This is a genomic window from Nitrososphaera sp. (assembly GCA_039938515.1).
GTDB lineage: Archaea > Thermoproteota > Nitrososphaeria > Nitrososphaerales > Nitrososphaeraceae > Nitrososphaera.
In genome coordinates, this window is the sequence record JBDUUL010000021.1 from 15423 (window position 1) to 34219 (window position 18797).

The following is an 18797-nucleotide window of genomic DNA, read 5'->3' on the forward strand; positions in this document are numbered from 1 at the left end:
CCTTTCAATCTCATTGTATGTATACTAGCCATTAAAATCAGGCGAGTCTTTGACCGCTAAGGCCTGTCTATAGGCTTGGCTGATACAATCACCTTTCTTTCTTTGTATACAACAGCCACGATGGCGGCTGAAAGTCCAAGGGAGGCCTAGGGCGTCAGCAGTCAGCAAAGTGCCACTTGGCACTTTCGCTTTGGGAGGCATAGGGCCATAGCCAAGTATTCAAGGCCTAGGCCTTATGGTACACTAGCAGGCCCTTCAGCTAACAGGCAAAGCGGAGCCACATTACAGGGCCAATAAAAGAGCCATAAGCCGGGGCAAAAGAATGTGTCTGCAGCCATTTCAAGCGGCCATAGAAATGCGGTGAGCTGTTAGTTATCGACATCTGGACTGTTAGAAATGAATTTGGCTAACACACTAACAAACAACGGCAAACTAGTACAATCTAACATGTTGGATTATGTTAGTCTGAAGTGTTAGTGTTTCTTGCTTACAGACTAAGCTGAACTATCATAAAATGGGTGCTGTAGACTTAGCGGCTCCTCCATCCATGAAATGTCATATCCATGCGCCGCAGAGTTAACAAAACCGCTATACGTCAAGGTAAGAGGCAACCCCAAGTACATGTATGCGCTGATGGATGACGAGACTCGCTTTTGGATTGCACAGCAGGTAGCAGACACCAAGTACACCCAAGACGTTAGACCTCTACTGAAAGAAGGCGCAGAGTTTGCAGGCAAGAAACCTGATTTGTTAATCAGTGATGGGGCGCGCAATTTCCAAGAAGCCTACAAGAAGGAATACTGGTCAAGAGTCGCGCCTAGGACTAGCCATGTCCGCCATATCCACATCGCAGGAGACCGCAATAATAACAAGATGGAAAGGCTCAACGGCGAAATGCGAGACCGCGAAAAGGTAGTGCGCGGACTAAAGAAGATGGAATCGCCACTTTTGAAAGGCAGCCAGATTTACCACAACTACGTCAGACCGCATGAAGGATTACACGGAAAGACACCGGCTGAAGCCGCGAATATCCACATAGAAGGCACTAACAAATGGCTGACAATAATCCAAAATGCTTCTCTAATATCTACGAAAGAAACTGCTAATTGATGGGAATAAGCGGAACCGTAGGAATAGGAAAGCCGCACGTTGAAACAAGGCTTACGGCTGAGGGCTTTACTATCTGCCTGCAAGTACCTGTTACTGAGAACTTGAAGATTGAGAGTTAGTTTCTTGCCGCTCCTTAATCTTTTGTTCAAGCAGCTCGATTATCTTCTCGAACGCAAGACGAGTAGTTACTGGCATCAAGTCAAGTAAGGATTTGATAGCCCTAACTACACAAGGAACGACCGAGACATCTCTAAAGTCGAGCTTTATCTGTCCGTCAGGCTGTGGCTCAATAGTAATGACCTTGCCCTCAATGTCATTACACATCATCCTCGCGGCTGCTTGCACTCTGCGAACCCACTCGGCAAAAATATCAGGTCGCAGTCCTGACCGCATTTCTTCGAACAAAGCTGTGACATTGTCGTCTATGTCGATTGTTGCATGTTCTTCCATTTCGCCAGCTCGCCACTTACTGGCAGTTATATCTTATCCCGCAGGAAGCTTGTGCGTTCTTGGTAGTATTTTCACACCATGTCCACACACTTAACAGCCAAACTTATGTCCAACAAATTGAACAGAACCCGCAAGCGGGCTCTGTAACGTTGGCGGGTGATATTCTGGCTGTAACAGCTCGGGTGGTGAATCATGGATTTTGCTTCTAGAACAAGTTTTCGCGCCGCTTATCTGGGATCATCTCTGCTTGTCGCCGATTGATTGGTCGTGGAGGAAGAAATTACAAAAGGTCAAAACAGGATCACAAAGTTTGCATGCGATTCTTGCCTCAGCATCTTTGACACACTGCAGCAATTTGTCGAGCATAAAGCGATGACAGGACATAGATCCTATCACGTTCACGAATTACGACAGAATTAACGTTATGGCACCACAAGCCTTATCTACCCTATGGTGCCATAGTCGGCAGCTTTGGTCAAGGGAAAAAAGGGGCGCGTCAAACTCCAAAAGCGCTTTGCCTACAAGTACAACGATGAAGACCACTTTAAGCACATTCTCACAATTCCTGAAGAACTCATTAACGAGCTTGGCTGGAAACACGGTCAGGAATTGGAGCCGTACGTCAAGGATGGCAAACTTGTTTTCGAGCAGCCAGAACCCGAAGGTAAGCGCAGGTAGTTATGGCACCATAAAGAATATATATTATGGCGCCATAAGAGTGTATGGTGCCATAAGTGGCGAGCAAAGAACTGCAACCAAGCCGTGAAGAAAACGGAATGACGATAGCTCATTTGGGAGGATACGTCAGACGCGTTGACGAGAACTCGTACGTTGTCAGGTCGCAATCTGGAAACGGGGAGTATCAGGTTATCTCTGGCGAGCTCGGCTGGTTGTGCTCTTGCCCCGACTTTATGTATCGAGTAAGCCGAAACTTGGGCGAAAAGTGCAAGCACATCTATGCGGTTCACTTTTCAAAGGAATTTAGAAAAACCGTAGCACAGCAAGTAACCATAAAGGAAATTCACGATACCGTGTCTTGCATCCGCTGCGGCGCTGACAAAAGCCAAGTAGTCAAGGACTCTATCCGCAAAAACAAGAACCACAGCATACAGAGATACAAGTGCAAGTCATGCGGAAAACGCTTCTCTTACAACATCGGCTTTGAGAGCATGAGAGCAAGCCCGCAAATGATAACGACAGCAATGCAACTATACTTTACCGGCGAATCAACGAGGAACGTTCAGAAATTCCTGCAGCTTCAAGGAGTGAACCTGTCGCACATGGCGGTATATCGCTGGATAGGTCGCTACGTGAAATTGATGGATGAGTACCTTTCCAAGATGCAGCCAAGCGTGTCAGGAATATGGAGAACCGACGAACTCTATCTGAAAATGAAGGGCAACCCGAAATATCTCTATGCAATGATGGATGACGATACAAGGTTCTGGCTCGCTTCGCAGGTATCGCCGTACAAGAACACTGAAGACGTAAGACCACTGTTCAAGCAGGCCCGCGAAACGGCAGGCAAAAAGCCGGACATGCTGATTAGCGACGGAGCTCGCAACTTTTCAGAAGCATATCAAAAGGAATATTGGAGCAGGATTGAGCCTCGCACCTCTCATATCCGACACATTCACCTAAAGAATGACCACAATAACAACAAGATGGAACGCCTTAACGGTGAGCTTCGAGACAGGGAAAAGGTCATGCGCTCACTCAAGCGGATTGACTCACCGATTATCAAGGGCATGCAGCACAATCACAACTTTATGCGCGGGCACATGGGCTTGGGCGGCAGAACACCGGCTGAAGTTGCAGGAATCAAAGTCGAAGGTCAGAACAAATGGCTGACAGTAATTCAGAACGCAGCCAAAGAGCGTTACAAGAACTAGAAAAACAATTTGAGTGCCTATGATAAGGGTCGCCAAGGTGGGATATTCCTTTGCTTCTTAGTAGGTCTCCTACTGCTGGCACTCTTTCGGAACGCGGGATATTACCCCGATCCGGTGAGTACACCCTTACTCGTGATTGGAATAGTCTTGCTGATAATGTCAACTTGGTTCGGTTTGTCTCGTAGTGGCCGTCAGAATAAACGAAATTCCGTATTTTGACGGGGTTCGGGTCTAAATATAGTGACGAGCGCAATTGCTCCAGCTATAACGCCAATTATGATGGACATCTTGAACAGGCGAAATCCGTTGGTGTCTGATGTTGGAGCGATATGGATCACATTATCAGTTGTCGTGGTGGAGTAATTTGCAGACCTCAGTGATGTTGCCAATCGTATCTTATAATCGCCCTCATGACTATAGGTTACAGGATAGTAGTTACCTATGTACAGGTTATCCTTGTAACGCAATATTGGCTTTATGCAGGTTCCATGTGGCAGGATGAACGAACCACAGTCTGATCCATCAAAGATGAGCCAAAACCTTTGGGGTTCGTTTTCGCTCGCGTTGAGATGATGATTTTGTCTATATGAGTAATTCATGTTCAGAGTGACTTGGATTGACGATGGCGTGTTAGCTGCGAGCGTGGTAGAAGTTTGCGTGACTGTAACATACAACTGCTCGTTTCTATCTTCGGGATTTGGCATGCTGCCATACACAAGGTCAGAGTATGACAACCAAGGGTCAAACGCACCTACCCAGAATCCTGCTACTAGTCCTATTGCTGTACCTGAAATAACTGCAATACTGTGTTCCTTGAAAAAAATTGCAGACCTATTCAGGAACCGCGAATATTGCTGTCTATGCGAACTAATCAATAACCAGACAATGACTGAAGAAAGGATCAAGGTCATGTCTGCGGCGGTGTACAGGACGCTTGGGCCAAAACCAGCAATGCTGACCAAGATGGAGATAATCAAGAGCGACTGGAAAATGAGATTGACAAACCAAATCTTCCGAACATTAAAGAATGTCAATACTGCGAGCACCACGCCTCCAATGCTCCCCGCGACCGAATAGTAACCGTCAACTATCTGGATGTACCAATCGAATGGTTGACGCGGGTCGGAGTAAGTGTAAGAAGTGAACGCAGGTAATGCAGCGGCGGTAAACATCGACTCCAAAATCATAAGAAAGCTTATCAGTCCGTTAATTTTGACCAATTTTTGCGAGCTTCAGCTATAATGGTGCCATAAAAGGTTGACGCATCACCCGAGCTGTTACAGCCAGAATATCACCCGCCAACGTTACAGAGCCCGCAAGCGCTATGTTTATATATTAGAATAAAATATTTATATGAGTCGGCTGAAAGCCGAAATTTTGGTGCAAAAAATTGGTAAAAGACATTTCAATGTTTGGCGACCGTTGCCCCCGCTGCGGCAAGGGTTCCATGGTTACCGACAACTCTAGCGGCGAGATGTTCTGCGGAACATGCGGCTTTGTAGTAAGCGAAAGAATTGAGGAATTGGGCCCCGAGTGGCGTGCTTTTTCAAAGGAAGAGCACGAGGACAGGAGCAGGGCAGGCATCCCTACGTCACTTGCCATGCACGACATGGGCCTTGCCACCATCATTGGGCCGGTAGACAAGGATGCATCGGGCAAGCCGCTCTCCGCATCTATGAAGAGTACAATTGAAAGGCTCAGGACGTGGGACAGCAGAAGCCAGGTCCACGAGCCGGTTGATAGGAACTTTAGGCAGGCATTTAGCGAGCTTGACAGGCTGAAGGACAAGCTTGCAGTCGGCGATGCCGTAATTGAAAAGGCCGCATACGTTTACAGAAAGGCCCTTGAAAAAGGATTGGTGCGCGGCCGCTCCATTTCCGCACTCGTAGCCGCGGCCCTTTACGCTGCGTGCAGGGACACAGAGACTCCGAGGACACTCAAGGACATTGCAAATGCAAGCAACATCAAGAAGAAAGACGTAGCCAGGTGCTACAGGCTCTTAATCCGCGAGCTGGATTTGAAGATGCCAGTCGTCGACCCGGTGAAATGTGTTGCAAGGATCGCAAGCAAGGCCGGCCTGTCTGAAAAGACGAAGCGCAGGGCACTTGAAATCCTCAAGAAAGCAGAAGAGGGCAAGATTTCTGCAGGCAAGGATCCCATGGGACTTGCGGCGGCGGCCCTCTATGTCGCGTGCGTCATGAACGGAGAAAACAAGACGCAAAAAGACGTCGCCGAGGCTGCCGGCGTAACCGAAGTGACGATCAGAAACCGCTACAAGGGCCTAAAGACCCATCTCAGGCTTTAAGGCTCTGGACTAGCTCTTTTCTTTCTTTTAGAATTTCCTGCAGGTTTGCTACCGATCCGTTAATGTCAGATCTGCCCCTTGCCTGGGACTCGATAAGAGAGAGGCTTGTTGTGATGTCGGCGTCTATTGCCAGCAACCGGTCAAGCTGATCGCTCTCAAACTTTCCGTTAGGCGTAAGGACATCTGTGTATCCTTCAGCGACCTGGGCAGGGATCGATGAGAGAAAGTCAGCGATGCCTGATTGATCACCCGGCATAACGGAAAGAATCGTCTGGACTCGGCTCTTTACGTTGTGCCTGTTAAGCCTCGCCAGCGCCCGCATTTCGACGTAATTTGATCTCCCGGTCATAATGCCTTTTTGCAAAAGCGACGCGATCCTTACAGTTTCACCCAGACGGGTCGCGGATCTTTTTTTTCGACTTTGCTTTTTTACGTTGTTATTCCGGCGCTGCATAACCAAAATTTACCCGGCCGGCTTAAATGCGTTCGTCTGAAATCTTGGATATCTCAACTATCCTCTAGAGGCTTCTTACTGGACTTCAATAGCGGCTTCGTTAAAGCCCATCTTGACAAGGTAACCCTTCACATCGTCGCGGTGGTCTCCCTGGAGCATGATAAATCCGTCCTTAGCGGTACCTCCGCATGCAAATGTGCTTTTCAATTCCTTGACAATTCGCTGCATGTCACTTATCTTGGGGTTGATTCCCTCAATTAGCGTCGTAGTCTTTGAAAAGCGTCTTGTTTCAAGGCGGACAACAATGCGAGCTTCTTCCTTGTCGAGCTCTCCGCAAGCGCAGAGATCATCGGGCAGGCCGCATTTTTTGCAAATAACCGCCATCAGGCATCTCAAATTTTCCCAACTCCGCTTAATAAGTCTTCTAGGCGCGATACCCATTATCGTACAGTCGGGAGCTGAATCGTGCTCTCCCTACTGATGTCAATGCCAGGTTCAGCGGACTCTTCTCTCACTTTTTGGCAATCAAGGCAAGTTATATCGCTTTTCTTGCAGTCGCTCATGGCGACGCTCTTTGAACTTTGTGCCATCGATTCGTGTCAGGGCGGCTGTCCTTCGCAAGCCGGCTTGCTTTGCGACTCGCGTAGAGCGGGGACTTACGCATCAGGGAAGAGTTGTTAAATAATGCCTAGGATTTCAAGTGTTGATGATAAAGGACTCTGATGTCACGGTCATGGTTTCTGACATGAAGAGGGCTATCAGATTCTATGTCGAGGGTCTAGGATTCAAGCTTGTCGCAAACTATGGAGATCACTACGCCCAGATAATTGCTCCCGGAATAAAGATCGGGCTTCATCCCACTGAAAACGGAAATCGCTCACAACCCGGGGCGCAGGGCATATCCATTGGATTTATGGTCGACGATCTTAATGTCGCACTGGCCAGGGTAAGTGAGATCGGAGTGAGCTCCGTTAGGATCGTTAATGATGGTCCTGTCACCCTCGCGCACTTTGCAGATCCCGATGGCAATCCGCTTTACTTCGCTGAGGAAAGAAAACGATAGCTAGGTCAAAGACGCTCGCGCCTGTCTACCTGGCCTGTTAGCCGAGCGCGCCATGCAGCACTATTTGGGATGTGGCTCTAGGTTTCGCGGACTGGTTAAAGAATGAATGTTGATTGTTGGGGCGAGCTAGTGCGCCATCCGCTTGCGTTTCCTGCGAGCCTCAAGCTCCCACTTTGTCACGATCACTATTCCAAAGATGGGAAAAAATGCAATGAAGGCGTACGGAAACACTGCCAGAAATATCGAGGGGCCTATCATTCAGGGATAGTCTAGCATCCGAAACAAGAGATTATCAATGTTTTTATTTTTGGCAATGAGGCGGGGGGATCTTGCCGTGTTTAAAAGCCAGACCAAATTCTCCTGCCTCACCTAGATCTTAAATATTCATTGGGCGAAGATAGCGCATGGCAATCGACGCCTCAACAATCGGCATTGCAATAATCATTCTCATAATCGCCATATTTTTCGCAAGGGGAATTCGGGTTATCCGGCCCACCCAAAAGGCTGCGATAGAGAGGCTGGGCAGGTTCCAGAGGATCAAGGATTCGGGCATAACGTGGATTGTCCCCTTCATTGACCGGAGCTACATCGTAAACATCACCGAGCAGCTGACCGAGGCCGAACGTCAGGAGATCATTACCAAGGATAACCTCAACGCCACGGTTTCGGCCCAGGTGTACTTTCGCGTCAGAGGCGATGATCAATCTGTCAAGGACGCACTGTACAAGGTAAACGACTATCGCGCGCAGATAGTTGCGCTTGCAAGAACCACCATGCGAAACGTGATAGGCGACAAGGATTTTGCGACCGTCAACAGCAGGAGGGGCGAGCTGAACGCGGACATAATGGGGCAGATCCAGCAGCAGGTGCGAAACTGGGGCATAGACATCGTCAGGGTTGAGGTAAAGGAAATCGATCCTCCCAAGGAAGTCCAGGAGACCATGAATGCCGTGATTCAGGCGAACAACAAAAAAGTCGCCGCAAAAGACCTTGCAGAGGCAGCGGCGACCACGGCGGACGGAGAAAGGCAGGCAGCAATAAAAAAGGCTGAAGGGCAAAAGCAGTCCGAGATACTCGAGGCAGAAGGCAGGGCCTCGGCCACAAAGACAATCGCGGAAGCCGAGGCATCAAAGATTCGGACGATTGCGTCTGCCGAGGCGGAGAAGATCAAGGTGATAAACGAGGCGGCAAGGGACTACTTTAGGGACAATGCGATTGAGCTCAAGAGGCTTGAAACCATGCAGGAGGCAATGAAGAATAACTCCAAGTACGTGATAGTCGAGAAGGGGACAAACCCGACGCTTGTTCTTGAGGGCAGTAACGGCGCGGAGCCCATCGTTCCCATGAAACCTACCGCAAAGGTTATCACGTAAAATTACAGGCTCGGATTAAAGACACTTAAGTCGCACTCGGATATGCAGAGCTGATAAGGTTGGCAACCGAGGCCGATCAGATCCGAATACTCGTCAGAAAAGCCACTCTTGATGATTCTGTCCCGCTCCAGACGCTGGCAGTTGACGCTCTCGCCAGCTACGGCAAGGCTGCAATCCCGGCTCTTTTTGAGGTGCTGGAAGCCGCGGTCGAGAGTTCCGTCAAAGAGCATGTGCTTGAGACAATCACGAGGCTCAGAACCCAGTATTATTCCACGGAAGTAAAGGACGATCAGGCGCCCAGTGGGGAGCACAATGCCTGAAAGCATGTGCACAAGGTAGAAATCGCAGCTTGTGCCAATGGTTGACGTGAGTTCTCCTGCCAAGGATCCCTCGTCCATGAAAAAGGCGGCCGCCTATTTGCTGCGCGGTGGAACCCTGACCAGCGAGCAGTGCGACTCCTGCGGAGGGCCGCTCGTAAAGTTTGAGGAAAAGATGCTTTGTGCAAACTGCGGATTGCAGCGCGATGTAATGTCAGCGGCACCGCAGGCGCAGAAGAGCCCAAAGGCCTCTGGCGCGGTCAATCCAGCTCAGACAGAACGGCCCCGGCAGCCGATGCAGGGGCTAGACGAGGCAATCAGCTCAGTGGCGCAAAAAATACGTGAACTGGCCGCCGAGGCAGCCGGCGAGCGCGACTCGGCTGTCCTGAGGGAAAAGGGCGAACTTATCAGGCTGTACCTCGAGATCCTCGCAAAGATGCGAGATGTTGCCGGCCAGTGACAAGCGGAATGTATTTAAACAAAGCAGTCCCAGTACCGGTGACTAATGAGTAGCAGCAAGAAGAAGAACGCTCCTTTGCCTGCCTCCAGCGCCGGCCTCCTTCGGTTCTTCGAGGACGAGACCAGAGGTGTCAAGATAAAGCCCGAGATAGTGCTCGGAATTACTGGCGCTGTTATTGCGGCATCAATATTGATCCGCATAATATTCCCAGTCGGTTGATGGAATGTACGCTGGCCAGCAGAGGGACGACGTTTCTAACATACATAGGCGCTGGTCGCTAACACGCTTTAACCCCTCTTCCTTCTCAAATTCGCTTGCAATATCCGTTGGCTGCGTAACAGCAATAACTGTTCTTTCCCTTCTTGTCCACCTGCAGGCGGGCCTGCACTCGCTCGCGATACACCTTCCACTTGCCCTGGCGGCGGTTGGCGTCGGGCACCTGCTTGACTTTGTGGCTCTCCGCGGCACCCCAATAAACAAGCTGTCCAAGGTTTCGCATGTGGCCGCCTTTTCGAACATTCTTTGGCTGCTGACGGTTTCACTTGGAATCGCGGCAGACATTGTCTTTGGCCGGCCGTTTGGCTCTGCAAACTATATCGTCGCAGGCATGTTCCTGGCAGTGGGTTTGCGCATAGGCATTTTTACCTCGGTATTTGGCGCCGGCACCATGAGGGCAATAGGTGTCTCGTTCATACAGCCAGTGCTGGTGCTGTTTGCGATGTTTCCAGTCGCGTACTATCCCGCGCTGGAGTCTGCTTACGTCGGCGCCGCATTTGGAGCAACCATTGTCGGTCTTGGAATAGGCTGGACTTTTGTTGCTGACAGGGCAGGGCGTCCGTCCGTCACGAGCACTTTTCGACTGCTCCAGGCGTTTCTGTCTGCCTGGTCTGACAAAAAGGTTGACAAGATAGAAGAGTTTACGGAGTCCCGCGCCCACGAGGAAAAAGTTACAACCACGGTCATTCGCTTTAGCGGCAAGCAAAGCGAGGAGTCCTTCATGATACTTCCGGACGTTCATCCTGGACCTTTTGGCGCGGTAGGCGGGAGCAACCTCCCCTACGTTCTCTTTGAATCGTTCGGCAGGAGGGCCCTTGTGATGCACAGTGTGTCTGACCACTCGCTCAATATCCCGTCGCAGAAAGAGGTTGCAAAGTACGTGCAGAGCCTTGGCAAACTTTCACCGACGGTATCCGGCGTCAAATGCGCCATGCCCGTCCAGATAAAAGAGGGCGCCGCAACTGCGACAGGCCTTGCGTTTGGAGACGTTGCTGTCCTGTTCCTTTCGCTCGCACCGTCTGGCATGGACGACATACCCGACCCCATCAGAAAGGAGCTCGACAGCTTTGCCGCTGGTCTGAAAATCAGCAAGCTGCTGGTCGTTGACTGTCACAATGCCATGGGCGACGAATTGACCGCGGAAGAAACAGGCAACCTGATAAAGGCAGGCAAGAGCTGTCTTCAGAGTCTCGCTGCACAGGACCAGTCAGAATTTTCCATCGGCTTTTCAAGATCGTCGACGCCAGAGGGGCTGCACGACGAGATGGGCCAGGCGGGCGTCGGCGTGATGGTCATAGGAACACAGGGCAGATACTTTGGCATCGGATGGACCGACGCAAACAACATGCAGAATTCGCTCCGGGACAAGATAATTTCAGCACTCAGTTCAAGCGAGATCAGCATGCTTGAAGTGTGTACTTCAGATACCCACGCGACGGCAGGCAAGAGGACCAAGGAGGGTTACTACGAGCTTGGCAGCAGGACAGACCACGCAGCGATCGTGAACCTTTTCGGCGAGGCACTTGTAGAGGCCAAGGCGCGTCTATCTGATTCGTCTTTTGAACTTTCAGTTGCAGAAACCAGGATACGTGTAATGGGCGTCAGGCAGTTTGAGGACTACTCGCGGGCACTTGACGGCTCGATAAAGGTAACCAAGGCATTTCTCATGGTGACTGCCGCGACTTTTGTTGCCATGCTGGTATTCTCGTACTAGACGATAAATCTCAGCTCGCCGGCAAACGAGTCGAGGTCCCGCACAAATGCTGCAAACTGGGTGACTGGAACGACTGGTATTCCGTCTGAAAATCGAAATGGCAGAGGGTACAGCGTAAGGACGACCGGGAGGACGCGGCTGATGCTTCGGGCATTGGCACCACTGTTTTCCAAGAGCCGGCTGCAGCGGGCTGCCTGCTTGCTGGCAGCAGCTCGCACAGCGGAACTGTTCCTGCGGTTCCAGTGCTTGCAGTCCACTGCGACCGCGAGGCCGTTCATGCGCCCGACAACGTCGATCTCCACTCTAGGCCTTCGGAACCGCATATTCTTGCTTGTCGTGTAACCGGTCAGTTCCAGCACTCGGGCCGCAAGGGCCTCAAAGTCCTTCCAGTCCAGGATTGCCGACACTCGCTCAATGTCACACCCGTTCTGAATCGCGAGAAGCGACGCCGAAAGGCGGTCTGATTCTGAGAAGACTATTGTACGGCGCGTCTTCTGAAGGGACAGCTGCGCGGTTCCGATCCCGTTCTCGGCGAGGAGGTCGAGGAGGCGTAAAACCAGGGTACGGTCGGTTATTCCGGCCAGCTTCTGAAACTCGCGGTGGGATATCGTACCTGGCTGGATTCCTTGTAGCGCCTGAATCAATAGAGAATTGTTCAAAAAATCCAAGACTGCAGAGCAGGAGGCGGCTCTATAACTCATTCCCAGAAGCTGCACCGCGTGCGGATCTTGCACGGTCGGCAGTAAAGCAGAAAAGGGGACTGCAGGATATCCAAGAGGTCTATCAGCGTGGATGTAGCAGCGACTAGCGCAGGATGGGTTGAGGTTGCGGTGATCCTGTGCTCGGCAATGGTGATCATCGGGGCGGGAGCGCTTCTTGAAGCCTCCAAGTCCTTTTCAATTGTCCAGGGCAGGGTGGTTGCCAAGGAGCTTGCATCCGTTGGCAGCGGCTCAGACGAGTATCTCGTCCAGACTATATCCGTGGTGCTCGAAAGCGAAGACAGGGTGTATAGCTACAAGCAGGGGAGCGTTGCCAAGTACCCCGTCTCGTCGGAAGATTCGCGGATCATAAGCGTAGGCTCTGAAGTCAGGATCCTTGTCACGGCTCACCCAATGCAGGCGAAGTTGCTGGATTTTTCTCCCGGCGTAATATAGTTCCAAGGAAATCAAGCACAGGATTAGGCGGTGCGCCCTGCCGGAGAACTTCTGCGATATCCTCGGGCGTATCGATGTCAAGAGCCGTAGCGGGACACGAGAGGACATGAATGGCGATGCCTTTGTCGCGTGCAGCCGCCACGTGGTTCCTGTAGCTATTGTCGTCGTACCTTGTGGCAATTGCGTCCGGAGGGGCGCGAAGCAGGATGTTTGTCCCGTCTAGTCTTTGCGAGGGGCAGATTACAACGGAAATGCTATTGCGTGGCTCGCTGGGGGGATGACGAGCCTGGAGTACTATCTCTGAAATTTCCGCTTGCGATAGCAGTGGCAGGTCCTGTGGCACTACAAGTGTGGCCTCTGCGCCCATGCTCGTGCAAATCGTATTGGCTAGAGCCACAGCAGAGTTGACGCCCTCGTCACGTTCTTGCAGGATAAAATCAGTGCGCGCGGATTTTTCAGACAAGAGCCCCGCCCGCGCGTCGCTCGACACTACTACCGTACGCTCGACTTCGTGCGAAGTCGTAAGGACATGGAGCGTCTGGCGGAGCATCAGCGACGAAAGCTGGACCCGTTCGCTGTCCGTAAGCAGGCCGGACAACCTGCTTTTTGACCGGTCAAAGTTCTTTGCAGGGACTATTGCAAAAACTCTCAAGCAAGCAGCACTCCAAGCAGGTCGCGGATGCTCATGGATCAGGTTGCAACCTGTCCTCGCGCTCTTAAAAGTGTGAGCGCGAGCTGCTTTTCTTTTGCGGAATTGCTCATGTAAATGTCAGCAAGAACGGGCTCCACGTCCATTTCCTTAATCTGCGGAGCCAGCGACCTGTCTTTGCTTGAAATTGCGATGGTGCCGGCAAAGTCGGAATAGTATTTTGCGACGCCGGGCGGAGACGGGTCCAAGCCTGACGCCCTCATGTATTTTGCCGCCGGACCGCTGAAAGGACTTGAGCCCACGAACGGAGAAACGCCGATGACGTCGGCCCTGCGCTTTTGAAGCGCAGAGCGCAGTTGCCTGATTGCAACTATCGGTCCTATACTGGACACGGGATTGCCCGGGGCCACAACTATGGTGTGGGCACTTTCAATAGCGTCGATCGCATTATCGGATGGTTTTGCATCCGAAACTCCCTTGAACTCGACCGAGCGCACCGTGGGCTTGCCACGGTATTTGACCCAGAATTCCTGAAGGTGCATCGTCTTGTCGGGGGTATGAATCAGGGTTGGAACGTCGTCCTCGGTAGCAGGAATGATACTCGCCTTGATGGAAAGCTTTCTTCTCATAAAGTCTGTGACGCTTGTCAGCGTGTGACCTTTTTGCAGTAGCTCAGTCCTAGTAACGTGAGTCGCCAGATCCTTGTCGCCAAGGGCAAACCAGGAAGGCATGCCCAAGGCCTTCATGCTTTCAAGCCAGCTGAAAGTGTCGGACTTGATTCCCCATCCGCGCTCCGTATCGAGCATCGAAGCAAGCCCGTACATCACCGTATCAATGTCAGGGCACACATAGAGGCCATGAAGCCAGATGTTGTCGCCTACGTTAGAGATTACCGTCAGGTCTAGTCCGGGAATCTTTGACAAGCCCCTCACGAGCTTGACAGAGCCGGTTCCACCGGCAAGGACTAGAATATTGCGCTTCAACTAATCAAATCAGCCAAAAAAAGTTTGTAATATACCTATTGATCAATCCAAAAAGCAAGAAAAAAAATACGGACTTGAAGCCACCAAGGAAGGATTATAAACACGTCAGATGATTTTCCGGTACGTGAAGGCAAAAATTGCGGGCCTTGCCGCGATAATTTCTTGTCTTATCTTCGCCATTGTGCCTCTCCAGAAATCATATGCCAACGACATGTCCACTATTCTCGTTGCTGAAAAGAATTCGGCACTCGGCAACTTTAACGGCCAAATGAACATTGAGATCAAGTATCCTCCCGATAGCTCTATCGCAAAGAAACTAAATGGAGTTAATGACCGGCTTATCTTGAATACGTCGGGCGCTGCGGGCTCAAGTCCGGACGTTGACAGCGTTCTAACGGCCTTCAACAGAGGCTTTATTGAGGCCAACAGTCCGGTTCAGGCATTCAACCTTACGTCATTTACTTATTCAGCAAAAATTGAAGGCGGCCCAGACACTGCGATTATTTCGTACAATATCCATGCCAAACCAGTTCTTGAGAAATTTGTGCTGACCGCCGATAACAAGACCCAGAGTTCGGTGCTGGACTTAGAATGGAGAAAGGTAAACCTGAAACTGCCGATTTACCTCACAGACCCGACCTTGGGCAAGATAGATGTCAATCACCCCTTGGGTTTCCTAAAGGCCAAGTACCCCGACATCGCGTCGCAACTGTCAAACACCGCCGCCAACCAGACATTGAACACTAACCTGATGGATTTCTCGGGCTTTAACATTGGAATGGATAGGTGGCACTTTTTGTTTGACCCGACCGGCAATCTCGTCGAGTCGTCGTCCTACCTGAGGGGTAACGCAATCTCCAAGATAGTATCTGTATACTCGCTTGGCGAGAGCAGCTTCAGAGAAGGCACATTCGTATCCACCGTAAAGGACGTCGGTGCCACGATCGATGGAGCAAATGTCAATGTTCACTCCGAAGTTCCTCCCCCCAGCGGGCAGATTTCGATCACGGGTTACTCACAGGTATCGAACCCCGGACAGGGCTGGATAGCGCAGGTGTCGCAGGACGCCCCGAGCGGCGGAACCTCGTCCGGAGACTTTCCGTTCCAAGTGCTCTTGGTGTTCGGAGGCATGATGGGCGCCATCGCGGTCTTTATACTCTTCAAGGCAAGAAAGTAACAAGGACCCGCTCTGGCCGCGACAATAGCTGCGCGGCCGGCCACGTAATTTTATTTTACAACTCTGTGCATATGTTCCAGATAACAAGGTCTATTATCCTACCATGAAAGAAAGGTGTGAATGAGAACCGAAGAAGAGGCAAAGTACGACCTTAATGAAAGGATCTTTGAACTCTACGACAGCGGTCTGAGTGTTGACAATATCGCACAAAGACTGGGTTCAACAAATGAGTATATTCATTCTCTACTAGCTGCAGTTCAGGTCGAGTCCGCGTAAGTGCCAGATTGGGCCTACCGCAGGCCTTCAGCTGTCCTCGTCGCGGAGGTACTGCCCCACGTCAATGGTTGTCGTGATCGTAGCCATCTGCGACCTGCGGAGCATATCTCCGGCATATCGCGTAATCCCTATCGCCACTGCTTCATGTCTTGAGTTTATCAGAATGACGATCTCGTTTTCCTTAAGCTCGGTTGATGCACGGACTACGGACGTCCCGAACACGTCCCTGCCATAAGTTGCCAGTTTTTCCGCTTCATAGTTTATCTCTACATAGTACTTGCCCCGGGCCTCGGAAAGCCTGCAGAAGAGATCGGCACCGGCCATGGTTGGGAAGAACTTTTTTCTGCTCAATTCGCCGACCACCAGGCCGGCTAGATACGGCTTTACGCCCCCGATATTGTCCGCAAGTTCCTGGGAGGCAAGCGAGACGGCGCGCCTCGAGCTTCCATTGATGTCGGCTACAAGGACGACGTACCTGTTTGTCCTGCCAAAGACGTTCCACCTGTCAAAGGAGCGATTGACAAGGGTGAGCTCCTCGCGTGAGGGTCGTCGATAGCATGAAACATCCGGAACGTCAATCGGGCTTGTCAAATTGCTAGCTCCCGGTATGCCTCAAGCGCGCAATAAAAAAGCCGGTCGTATCGTCAATATGAGGATAGAACCTCCTGGTACCTTGGAGTGATTTGCTGAACTTGTGCCCACCAAATTCCAGCAACCCTTCGCTTCCCAGCTCGAACGGCTCTACCTTCAGGAAATCACACGAATCAATCGCGTGCTGGACTACTGCTTCGTTTTCTTCTGGGGCAAACGAACAAGTCGAATAGACCAAAAGGCCTCCTGGCTTGACTGCAGAAACCGCCGATTCTATCAGTTTTTGCTGGAGAGCAGAGCAGTAATCCACGTCCCCGGGTGTATGGCTGGTCTTTCTTGATGGGTCCTTTGCTATCACTCCCTCGCAGCTACATGGTGCGTCAAGCAGTACGCGGTCGAACACGCGCCCCAGCTTTCCGGCGGCAAGCCCGTCAAGCAGGGTCACGCAAGTGTTGGCGACACCCAGCCGGGCAAGGTTAAACGCCATCGAGCGGGCGCGGCGGCTGTTAGGTTCCAGCGCAATGATGTAGCCGGAATTGTTCATTTTCTGTGCGATATAGGAAGTCTTGCCCCCGGGTGCGGCCGCGATATCAAGCGCTGCCTTGCATGATTCTTTTGAGACGTCCAACGCCTCTACTGCGATGCACGAGCTGAGATCCTGCAGATAGTAAAGGCCAAGCATATATTCGGTGGTTGCGCCCGGGCTGATAGAGCCCGCCTGGACAGAGAACACATCTGCGAGCGCGGTCCTGCCCAGTTTGAATCCCTTGTCAGTCAGACGGCGTTCAAGCGCTTCGGAAGAGGTCTTTAGCGTGTTTACCCGCAGGTACCTGGAATGCGCTGAATCCATTTTCTTCAAAAAATCCACGGGGCGCGGAACATAGTGAAGAAATCGCTCGACTAGCCACGGATCGTACCCGAACTCGGCGGCTAGCATTTCGCCATCGTGCGTTTCAGGAAAAAGTACGGTTTTCAGAAACTTTTCACCTGCCAGACCCTGGCAGGCCAAATGTCTTCATTGGGGATCGGTAATCCTGGACGGCATCTACCCCCTCGTTTGTCGTAACCTTCACCTTGTCCACGACGGTGTCGGGCTTGGGATAAAAGAAATAATCTTCGCCTGGCTGCAGTGTCGGCTTATTCTGAACGTCGCCTGGACCGAGCTCTACGACGATGCCGGTCAGCTCTTGGGTGCCAACGTTTGTCACCCTGACCCGATACATGGTGCCGGACATATCGGTCGTGTCCTTGGTCGCGTCAATGGCGACATCATATGGTTTTCTGTTCTCCTGCTGGTAAGCGAGGATGCCAATTACGCCGCCAAGGATTGCTACAGAACATGCAAACGTGAGCAGCTTCCACCTGTGCATCATCTGCCGAGAACCTGAGAGCTAACGGAGATTTTAAACCAGCGGCGGGTCATCGGACCGAAGCCCCCTGCTCTTGATATAACGTAGCAGCGAGTCGAGTTCGTATCTGCTCCCGCCAATACGGTAGTACCGCATCATGTTTTCAATAGTCTGATCGTCATAGGCGGGCGACCTAGGCTTCTTCCTGTTCTGCTGGCTAGCTACCTCTGCCACCGATTAGAAAATCTACTTGCCACCTGATAAACTTTTTTCAGGCGCGTCTGCGGCAATACTTAATCTGCCCAGCCTGCCCGGATAAATTGATGGTCCTTGACTCAGTAATCAAGAGGTTGATGCTAACGGCGATAAACTATGCCATTGGTGAGGCCAAGGAAAGGGCCAAACTTTCAGGCATGGTCGAGTTGAAGAAATCGCTAGGAATATCAGACTCGGATGATTTCAGAGCGGGCATGATATGCGGAGAGGCGTACGCGCGTGCCGCGCTCATGATAAGGATGTACATGGGCAGAGAAGCGACCTTGGAAGAGGCAAACGGCCTTCTCGCCTTGCTGGCTAACAGAGATGGCGAAATTTCGGGTGCTCTCTTCAAGCGTCCATAATCTTCAGTAACATATTGCCACTCAGTCGCCCCAGTTCACTAATTAGAAGTCTGTTGATTGGCTCGTCATTACATTAGATTATCGACTAATTGACTACTGTTAAATTGTTTGATACTCAGGATAAGCCGGGGACAAGAATGCACCCGGACGACCTTCGAGTTGTATGGAGATGCCACGACTGCGGCAGAAGCTTCGTTTTCAACTCGGATGCGGACGACCACGTCAGGGAGTTTGGCCACAAAATGGAAACGCTAGAGATCACCTCAAAAAAATCAGGCCGTCTGGAAGCATTCACGGACAGCGAAGCGTCCATGGTCTTCAAGATTGATGACAGACGGGTAGCCATGAAGGTCAGGTACAGGTACTATCCCAGGACTGGGGCAATTTCCTATGCGGACGTTATCTATTCAGAAGTCGGACTGCGCGAACGCGTTGAAAATGACGACGGCATGATGCGCATGATAGACGACTATCTTCGCTCACTTGTTGAAAAGACTGGCGCGCATTCAGGCCAGGATCAAGGCATACGGCATTGACATCCTGACGCCACCTTTCAGTACACTAACGGGGAGGCCCACTCAGAA

27 protein-coding genes are annotated in these 18797 nt (G+C 51.3%); 15 read left to right on the forward strand and 12 right to left on the reverse strand.

Features of this window, described 5'->3' with window-relative positions; genetic code table 11:
* Nucleotides 1-552: 552 nt before the first annotated feature.
* The gene (locus ABI361_12165; protein ID MEO9321415.1) at nucleotides 553-1110 is read left to right on the forward strand and encodes a DDE-type integrase/transposase/recombinase; all 558 of its coding nucleotides are present in this window, start codon (nucleotides 553-555) and stop codon (nucleotides 1108-1110) included.
* Between the two features lie 90 nt (nucleotides 1111-1200).
* Here the strand turns inward: ABI361_12165 and ABI361_12170 are convergent, their stop codons facing one another.
* Nucleotides 1201-1560, reverse strand: a complete 360-nt coding sequence (locus ABI361_12170; GenBank protein ID MEO9321416.1) for a hypothetical protein — start codon at nucleotides 1558-1560, stop codon at nucleotides 1201-1203.
* Nucleotides 1561-2031: 471 nt separating this feature from the next.
* Here ABI361_12170 and ABI361_12175 point away from each other — a divergent pair, with 471 nt between their 5' ends.
* Nucleotides 2032-2238 (forward strand): hypothetical protein, encoded by a 207-nt coding sequence (locus ABI361_12175; GenBank protein MEO9321417.1) that lies wholly within the window; start codon nucleotides 2032-2034, stop codon nucleotides 2236-2238.
* A 56-nt stretch (nucleotides 2239-2294) separates the two neighbouring features.
* The gene (locus tag ABI361_12180) at nucleotides 2295-3452 is read left to right on the forward strand and encodes a DDE-type integrase/transposase/recombinase (GenBank protein MEO9321418.1); all 1158 of its coding nucleotides are present in this window, start codon (nucleotides 2295-2297) and stop codon (nucleotides 3450-3452) included.
* Between the two features lie 191 nt (nucleotides 3453-3643).
* Here ABI361_12180 and ABI361_12185 read toward each other — a convergent pair whose 3' ends face one another.
* On the reverse strand, nucleotides 3644-4672 hold the full coding sequence (locus ABI361_12185; GenBank protein ID MEO9321419.1) for a hypothetical protein: 1029 nt from the start codon (nucleotides 4670-4672) through the stop codon (nucleotides 3644-3646).
* 188 nt (nucleotides 4673-4860) lie between these two features.
* On the opposite strand from ABI361_12185, the gene ABI361_12190 reads away from it, so the two are divergent.
* A complete protein-coding gene (locus ABI361_12190; GenBank protein MEO9321420.1) occupies nucleotides 4861-5757 on the forward strand; it encodes a transcription initiation factor IIB in 897 nt (298 codons plus the stop codon).
* Here ABI361_12190 and ABI361_12195 read toward each other — a convergent pair.
* Nucleotides 5747-6211, reverse strand: coding sequence for a hypothetical protein (locus ABI361_12195; GenBank protein MEO9321421.1), 465 nt, complete (start codon nucleotides 6209-6211; stop codon nucleotides 5747-5749). The genes ABI361_12190 and ABI361_12195 overlap by 11 nt on opposite strands.
* Before the next feature lie 75 nt (nucleotides 6212-6286).
* Nucleotides 6287-6595, reverse strand: coding sequence for a translation initiation factor (locus tag ABI361_12200; GenBank protein ID MEO9321422.1), 309 nt, complete (start codon nucleotides 6593-6595; stop codon nucleotides 6287-6289).
* Nucleotides 6596-6917: 322 nt separating this feature from the next.
* On the opposite strand from ABI361_12200, the gene ABI361_12205 reads away from it, so the two are divergent.
* Entirely contained in the window at nucleotides 6918-7274 is a 357-nt protein-coding gene (locus ABI361_12205) for a VOC family protein (GenBank protein MEO9321423.1), read from the forward strand.
* A 126-nt stretch (nucleotides 7275-7400) separates the two neighbouring features.
* On the opposite strand, the gene ABI361_12210 is transcribed toward ABI361_12205, so the two are convergent.
* The gene (locus tag ABI361_12210) at nucleotides 7401-7532 is read right to left on the reverse strand and encodes a hypothetical protein (protein ID MEO9321424.1); all 132 of its coding nucleotides are present in this window, start codon (nucleotides 7530-7532) and stop codon (nucleotides 7401-7403) included.
* Between the two features lie 146 nt (nucleotides 7533-7678).
* Here ABI361_12210 and ABI361_12215 point away from each other — a divergent pair, with 146 nt between their 5' ends.
* The 5 genes from ABI361_12215 to ABI361_12235 are packed head-to-tail and all read left to right on the forward strand — an operon-like array spanning nucleotide 7679 to nucleotide 11414.
* A complete protein-coding gene (locus tag ABI361_12215) occupies nucleotides 7679-8647 on the forward strand; it encodes an SPFH domain-containing protein (protein ID MEO9321425.1) in 969 nt (322 codons plus the stop codon).
* A gap of 59 nt (nucleotides 8648-8706) precedes the next feature.
* Entirely contained in the window at nucleotides 8707-8967 is a 261-nt protein-coding gene (locus tag ABI361_12220; GenBank protein MEO9321426.1) for a hypothetical protein, read from the forward strand.
* A gap of 37 nt (nucleotides 8968-9004) precedes the next feature.
* The gene (locus ABI361_12225; protein ID MEO9321427.1) at nucleotides 9005-9424 is read left to right on the forward strand and encodes an Sjogren's syndrome/scleroderma autoantigen 1 family protein; all 420 of its coding nucleotides are present in this window, start codon (nucleotides 9005-9007) and stop codon (nucleotides 9422-9424) included.
* A gap of 45 nt (nucleotides 9425-9469) precedes the next feature.
* Nucleotides 9470-9643: a preprotein translocase subunit Sec61beta gene (locus ABI361_12230; GenBank protein ID MEO9321428.1), complete on the forward strand. Its 174-nt coding sequence runs from the start codon at nucleotides 9470-9472 to the stop codon at nucleotides 9641-9643.
* A 4-nt stretch (nucleotides 9644-9647) separates the two neighbouring features.
* Nucleotides 9648-11414 carry a DUF2070 family protein gene (locus ABI361_12235; GenBank protein ID MEO9321429.1) on the forward strand — a complete coding sequence of 589 codons (1767 nt, stop codon included), beginning with the start codon at nucleotides 9648-9650 and terminating at the stop codon, nucleotides 11412-11414.
* On the opposite strand, the gene ABI361_12240 is transcribed toward ABI361_12235, so the two are convergent.
* Nucleotides 11411-12073: a restriction endonuclease gene (locus ABI361_12240; protein ID MEO9321430.1), complete on the reverse strand. Its 663-nt coding sequence runs from the start codon at nucleotides 12071-12073 to the stop codon at nucleotides 11411-11413. The genes ABI361_12235 and ABI361_12240 overlap by 4 nt on opposite strands.
* A gap of 129 nt (nucleotides 12074-12202) precedes the next feature.
* Between ABI361_12240 and ABI361_12245 the strand changes: the two genes are divergently transcribed.
* Nucleotides 12203-12568, forward strand: a complete 366-nt coding sequence (locus ABI361_12245) for a hypothetical protein (GenBank protein MEO9321431.1) — start codon at nucleotides 12203-12205, stop codon at nucleotides 12566-12568.
* On the opposite strand, the gene cofC is transcribed toward ABI361_12245, so the two are convergent.
* Nucleotides 12513-13220, reverse strand: a complete 708-nt coding sequence (gene cofC, locus ABI361_12250; protein MEO9321432.1) for a 2-phospho-L-lactate guanylyltransferase — start codon at nucleotides 13218-13220, stop codon at nucleotides 12513-12515. The two genes, ABI361_12245 and cofC, sit on opposite strands and share 56 nt — an antisense overlap.
* 38 nt (nucleotides 13221-13258) lie before the next feature.
* Nucleotides 13259-14200, reverse strand: a complete 942-nt coding sequence (gene cofD / locus ABI361_12255; GenBank protein MEO9321433.1) for a 2-phospho-L-lactate transferase — start codon at nucleotides 14198-14200, stop codon at nucleotides 13259-13261.
* Nucleotides 14201-14324: 124 nt separating this feature from the next.
* Here cofD and ABI361_12260 point away from each other — a divergent pair, with 124 nt between their 5' ends.
* On the forward strand, nucleotides 14325-15377 hold the full coding sequence (locus tag ABI361_12260; protein ID MEO9321434.1) for a hypothetical protein: 1053 nt from the start codon (nucleotides 14325-14327) through the stop codon (nucleotides 15375-15377).
* 120 nt (nucleotides 15378-15497) lie between these two features.
* Nucleotides 15498-15653, forward strand: a complete 156-nt coding sequence (locus tag ABI361_12265) for a hypothetical protein (GenBank protein ID MEO9321435.1) — start codon at nucleotides 15498-15500, stop codon at nucleotides 15651-15653.
* A gap of 27 nt (nucleotides 15654-15680) precedes the next feature.
* On the opposite strand, the gene ABI361_12270 is transcribed toward ABI361_12265, so the two are convergent.
* Genes ABI361_12270 through ABI361_12285 form a run of 4 tightly spaced genes read right to left on the reverse strand, consistent with a single transcriptional unit; the run spans nucleotide 15681 to nucleotide 17827 of the window.
* Nucleotides 15681-16244, reverse strand: a complete 564-nt coding sequence (locus ABI361_12270) for a PUA domain-containing protein (GenBank protein MEO9321436.1) — start codon at nucleotides 16242-16244, stop codon at nucleotides 15681-15683.
* A gap of 4 nt (nucleotides 16245-16248) precedes the next feature.
* Entirely contained in the window at nucleotides 16249-17253 is a 1005-nt protein-coding gene (locus ABI361_12275) for an RsmB/NOP family class I SAM-dependent RNA methyltransferase (GenBank protein ID MEO9321437.1), read from the reverse strand.
* Nucleotides 17228-17617 (reverse strand): hypothetical protein, encoded by a 390-nt coding sequence (locus tag ABI361_12280; GenBank protein ID MEO9321438.1) that lies wholly within the window; start codon nucleotides 17615-17617, stop codon nucleotides 17228-17230. Before ABI361_12280 ends, ABI361_12275 begins: the two co-directional genes overlap by 26 nt.
* Before the next feature lie 30 nt (nucleotides 17618-17647).
* Nucleotides 17648-17827, reverse strand: coding sequence for a hypothetical protein (locus tag ABI361_12285; protein ID MEO9321439.1), 180 nt, complete (start codon nucleotides 17825-17827; stop codon nucleotides 17648-17650).
* 89 nt (nucleotides 17828-17916) lie between these two features.
* Between ABI361_12285 and ABI361_12290 the strand changes: the two genes are divergently transcribed.
* Nucleotides 17917-18213 (forward strand): hypothetical protein, encoded by a 297-nt coding sequence (locus ABI361_12290; GenBank protein ID MEO9321440.1) that lies wholly within the window; start codon nucleotides 17917-17919, stop codon nucleotides 18211-18213.
* A 104-nt stretch (nucleotides 18214-18317) separates the two neighbouring features.
* Entirely contained in the window at nucleotides 18318-18749 is a 432-nt protein-coding gene (locus ABI361_12295) for a hypothetical protein (GenBank protein ID MEO9321441.1), read from the forward strand.
* Nucleotides 18750-18797: the final 48 nt, after the last annotated feature.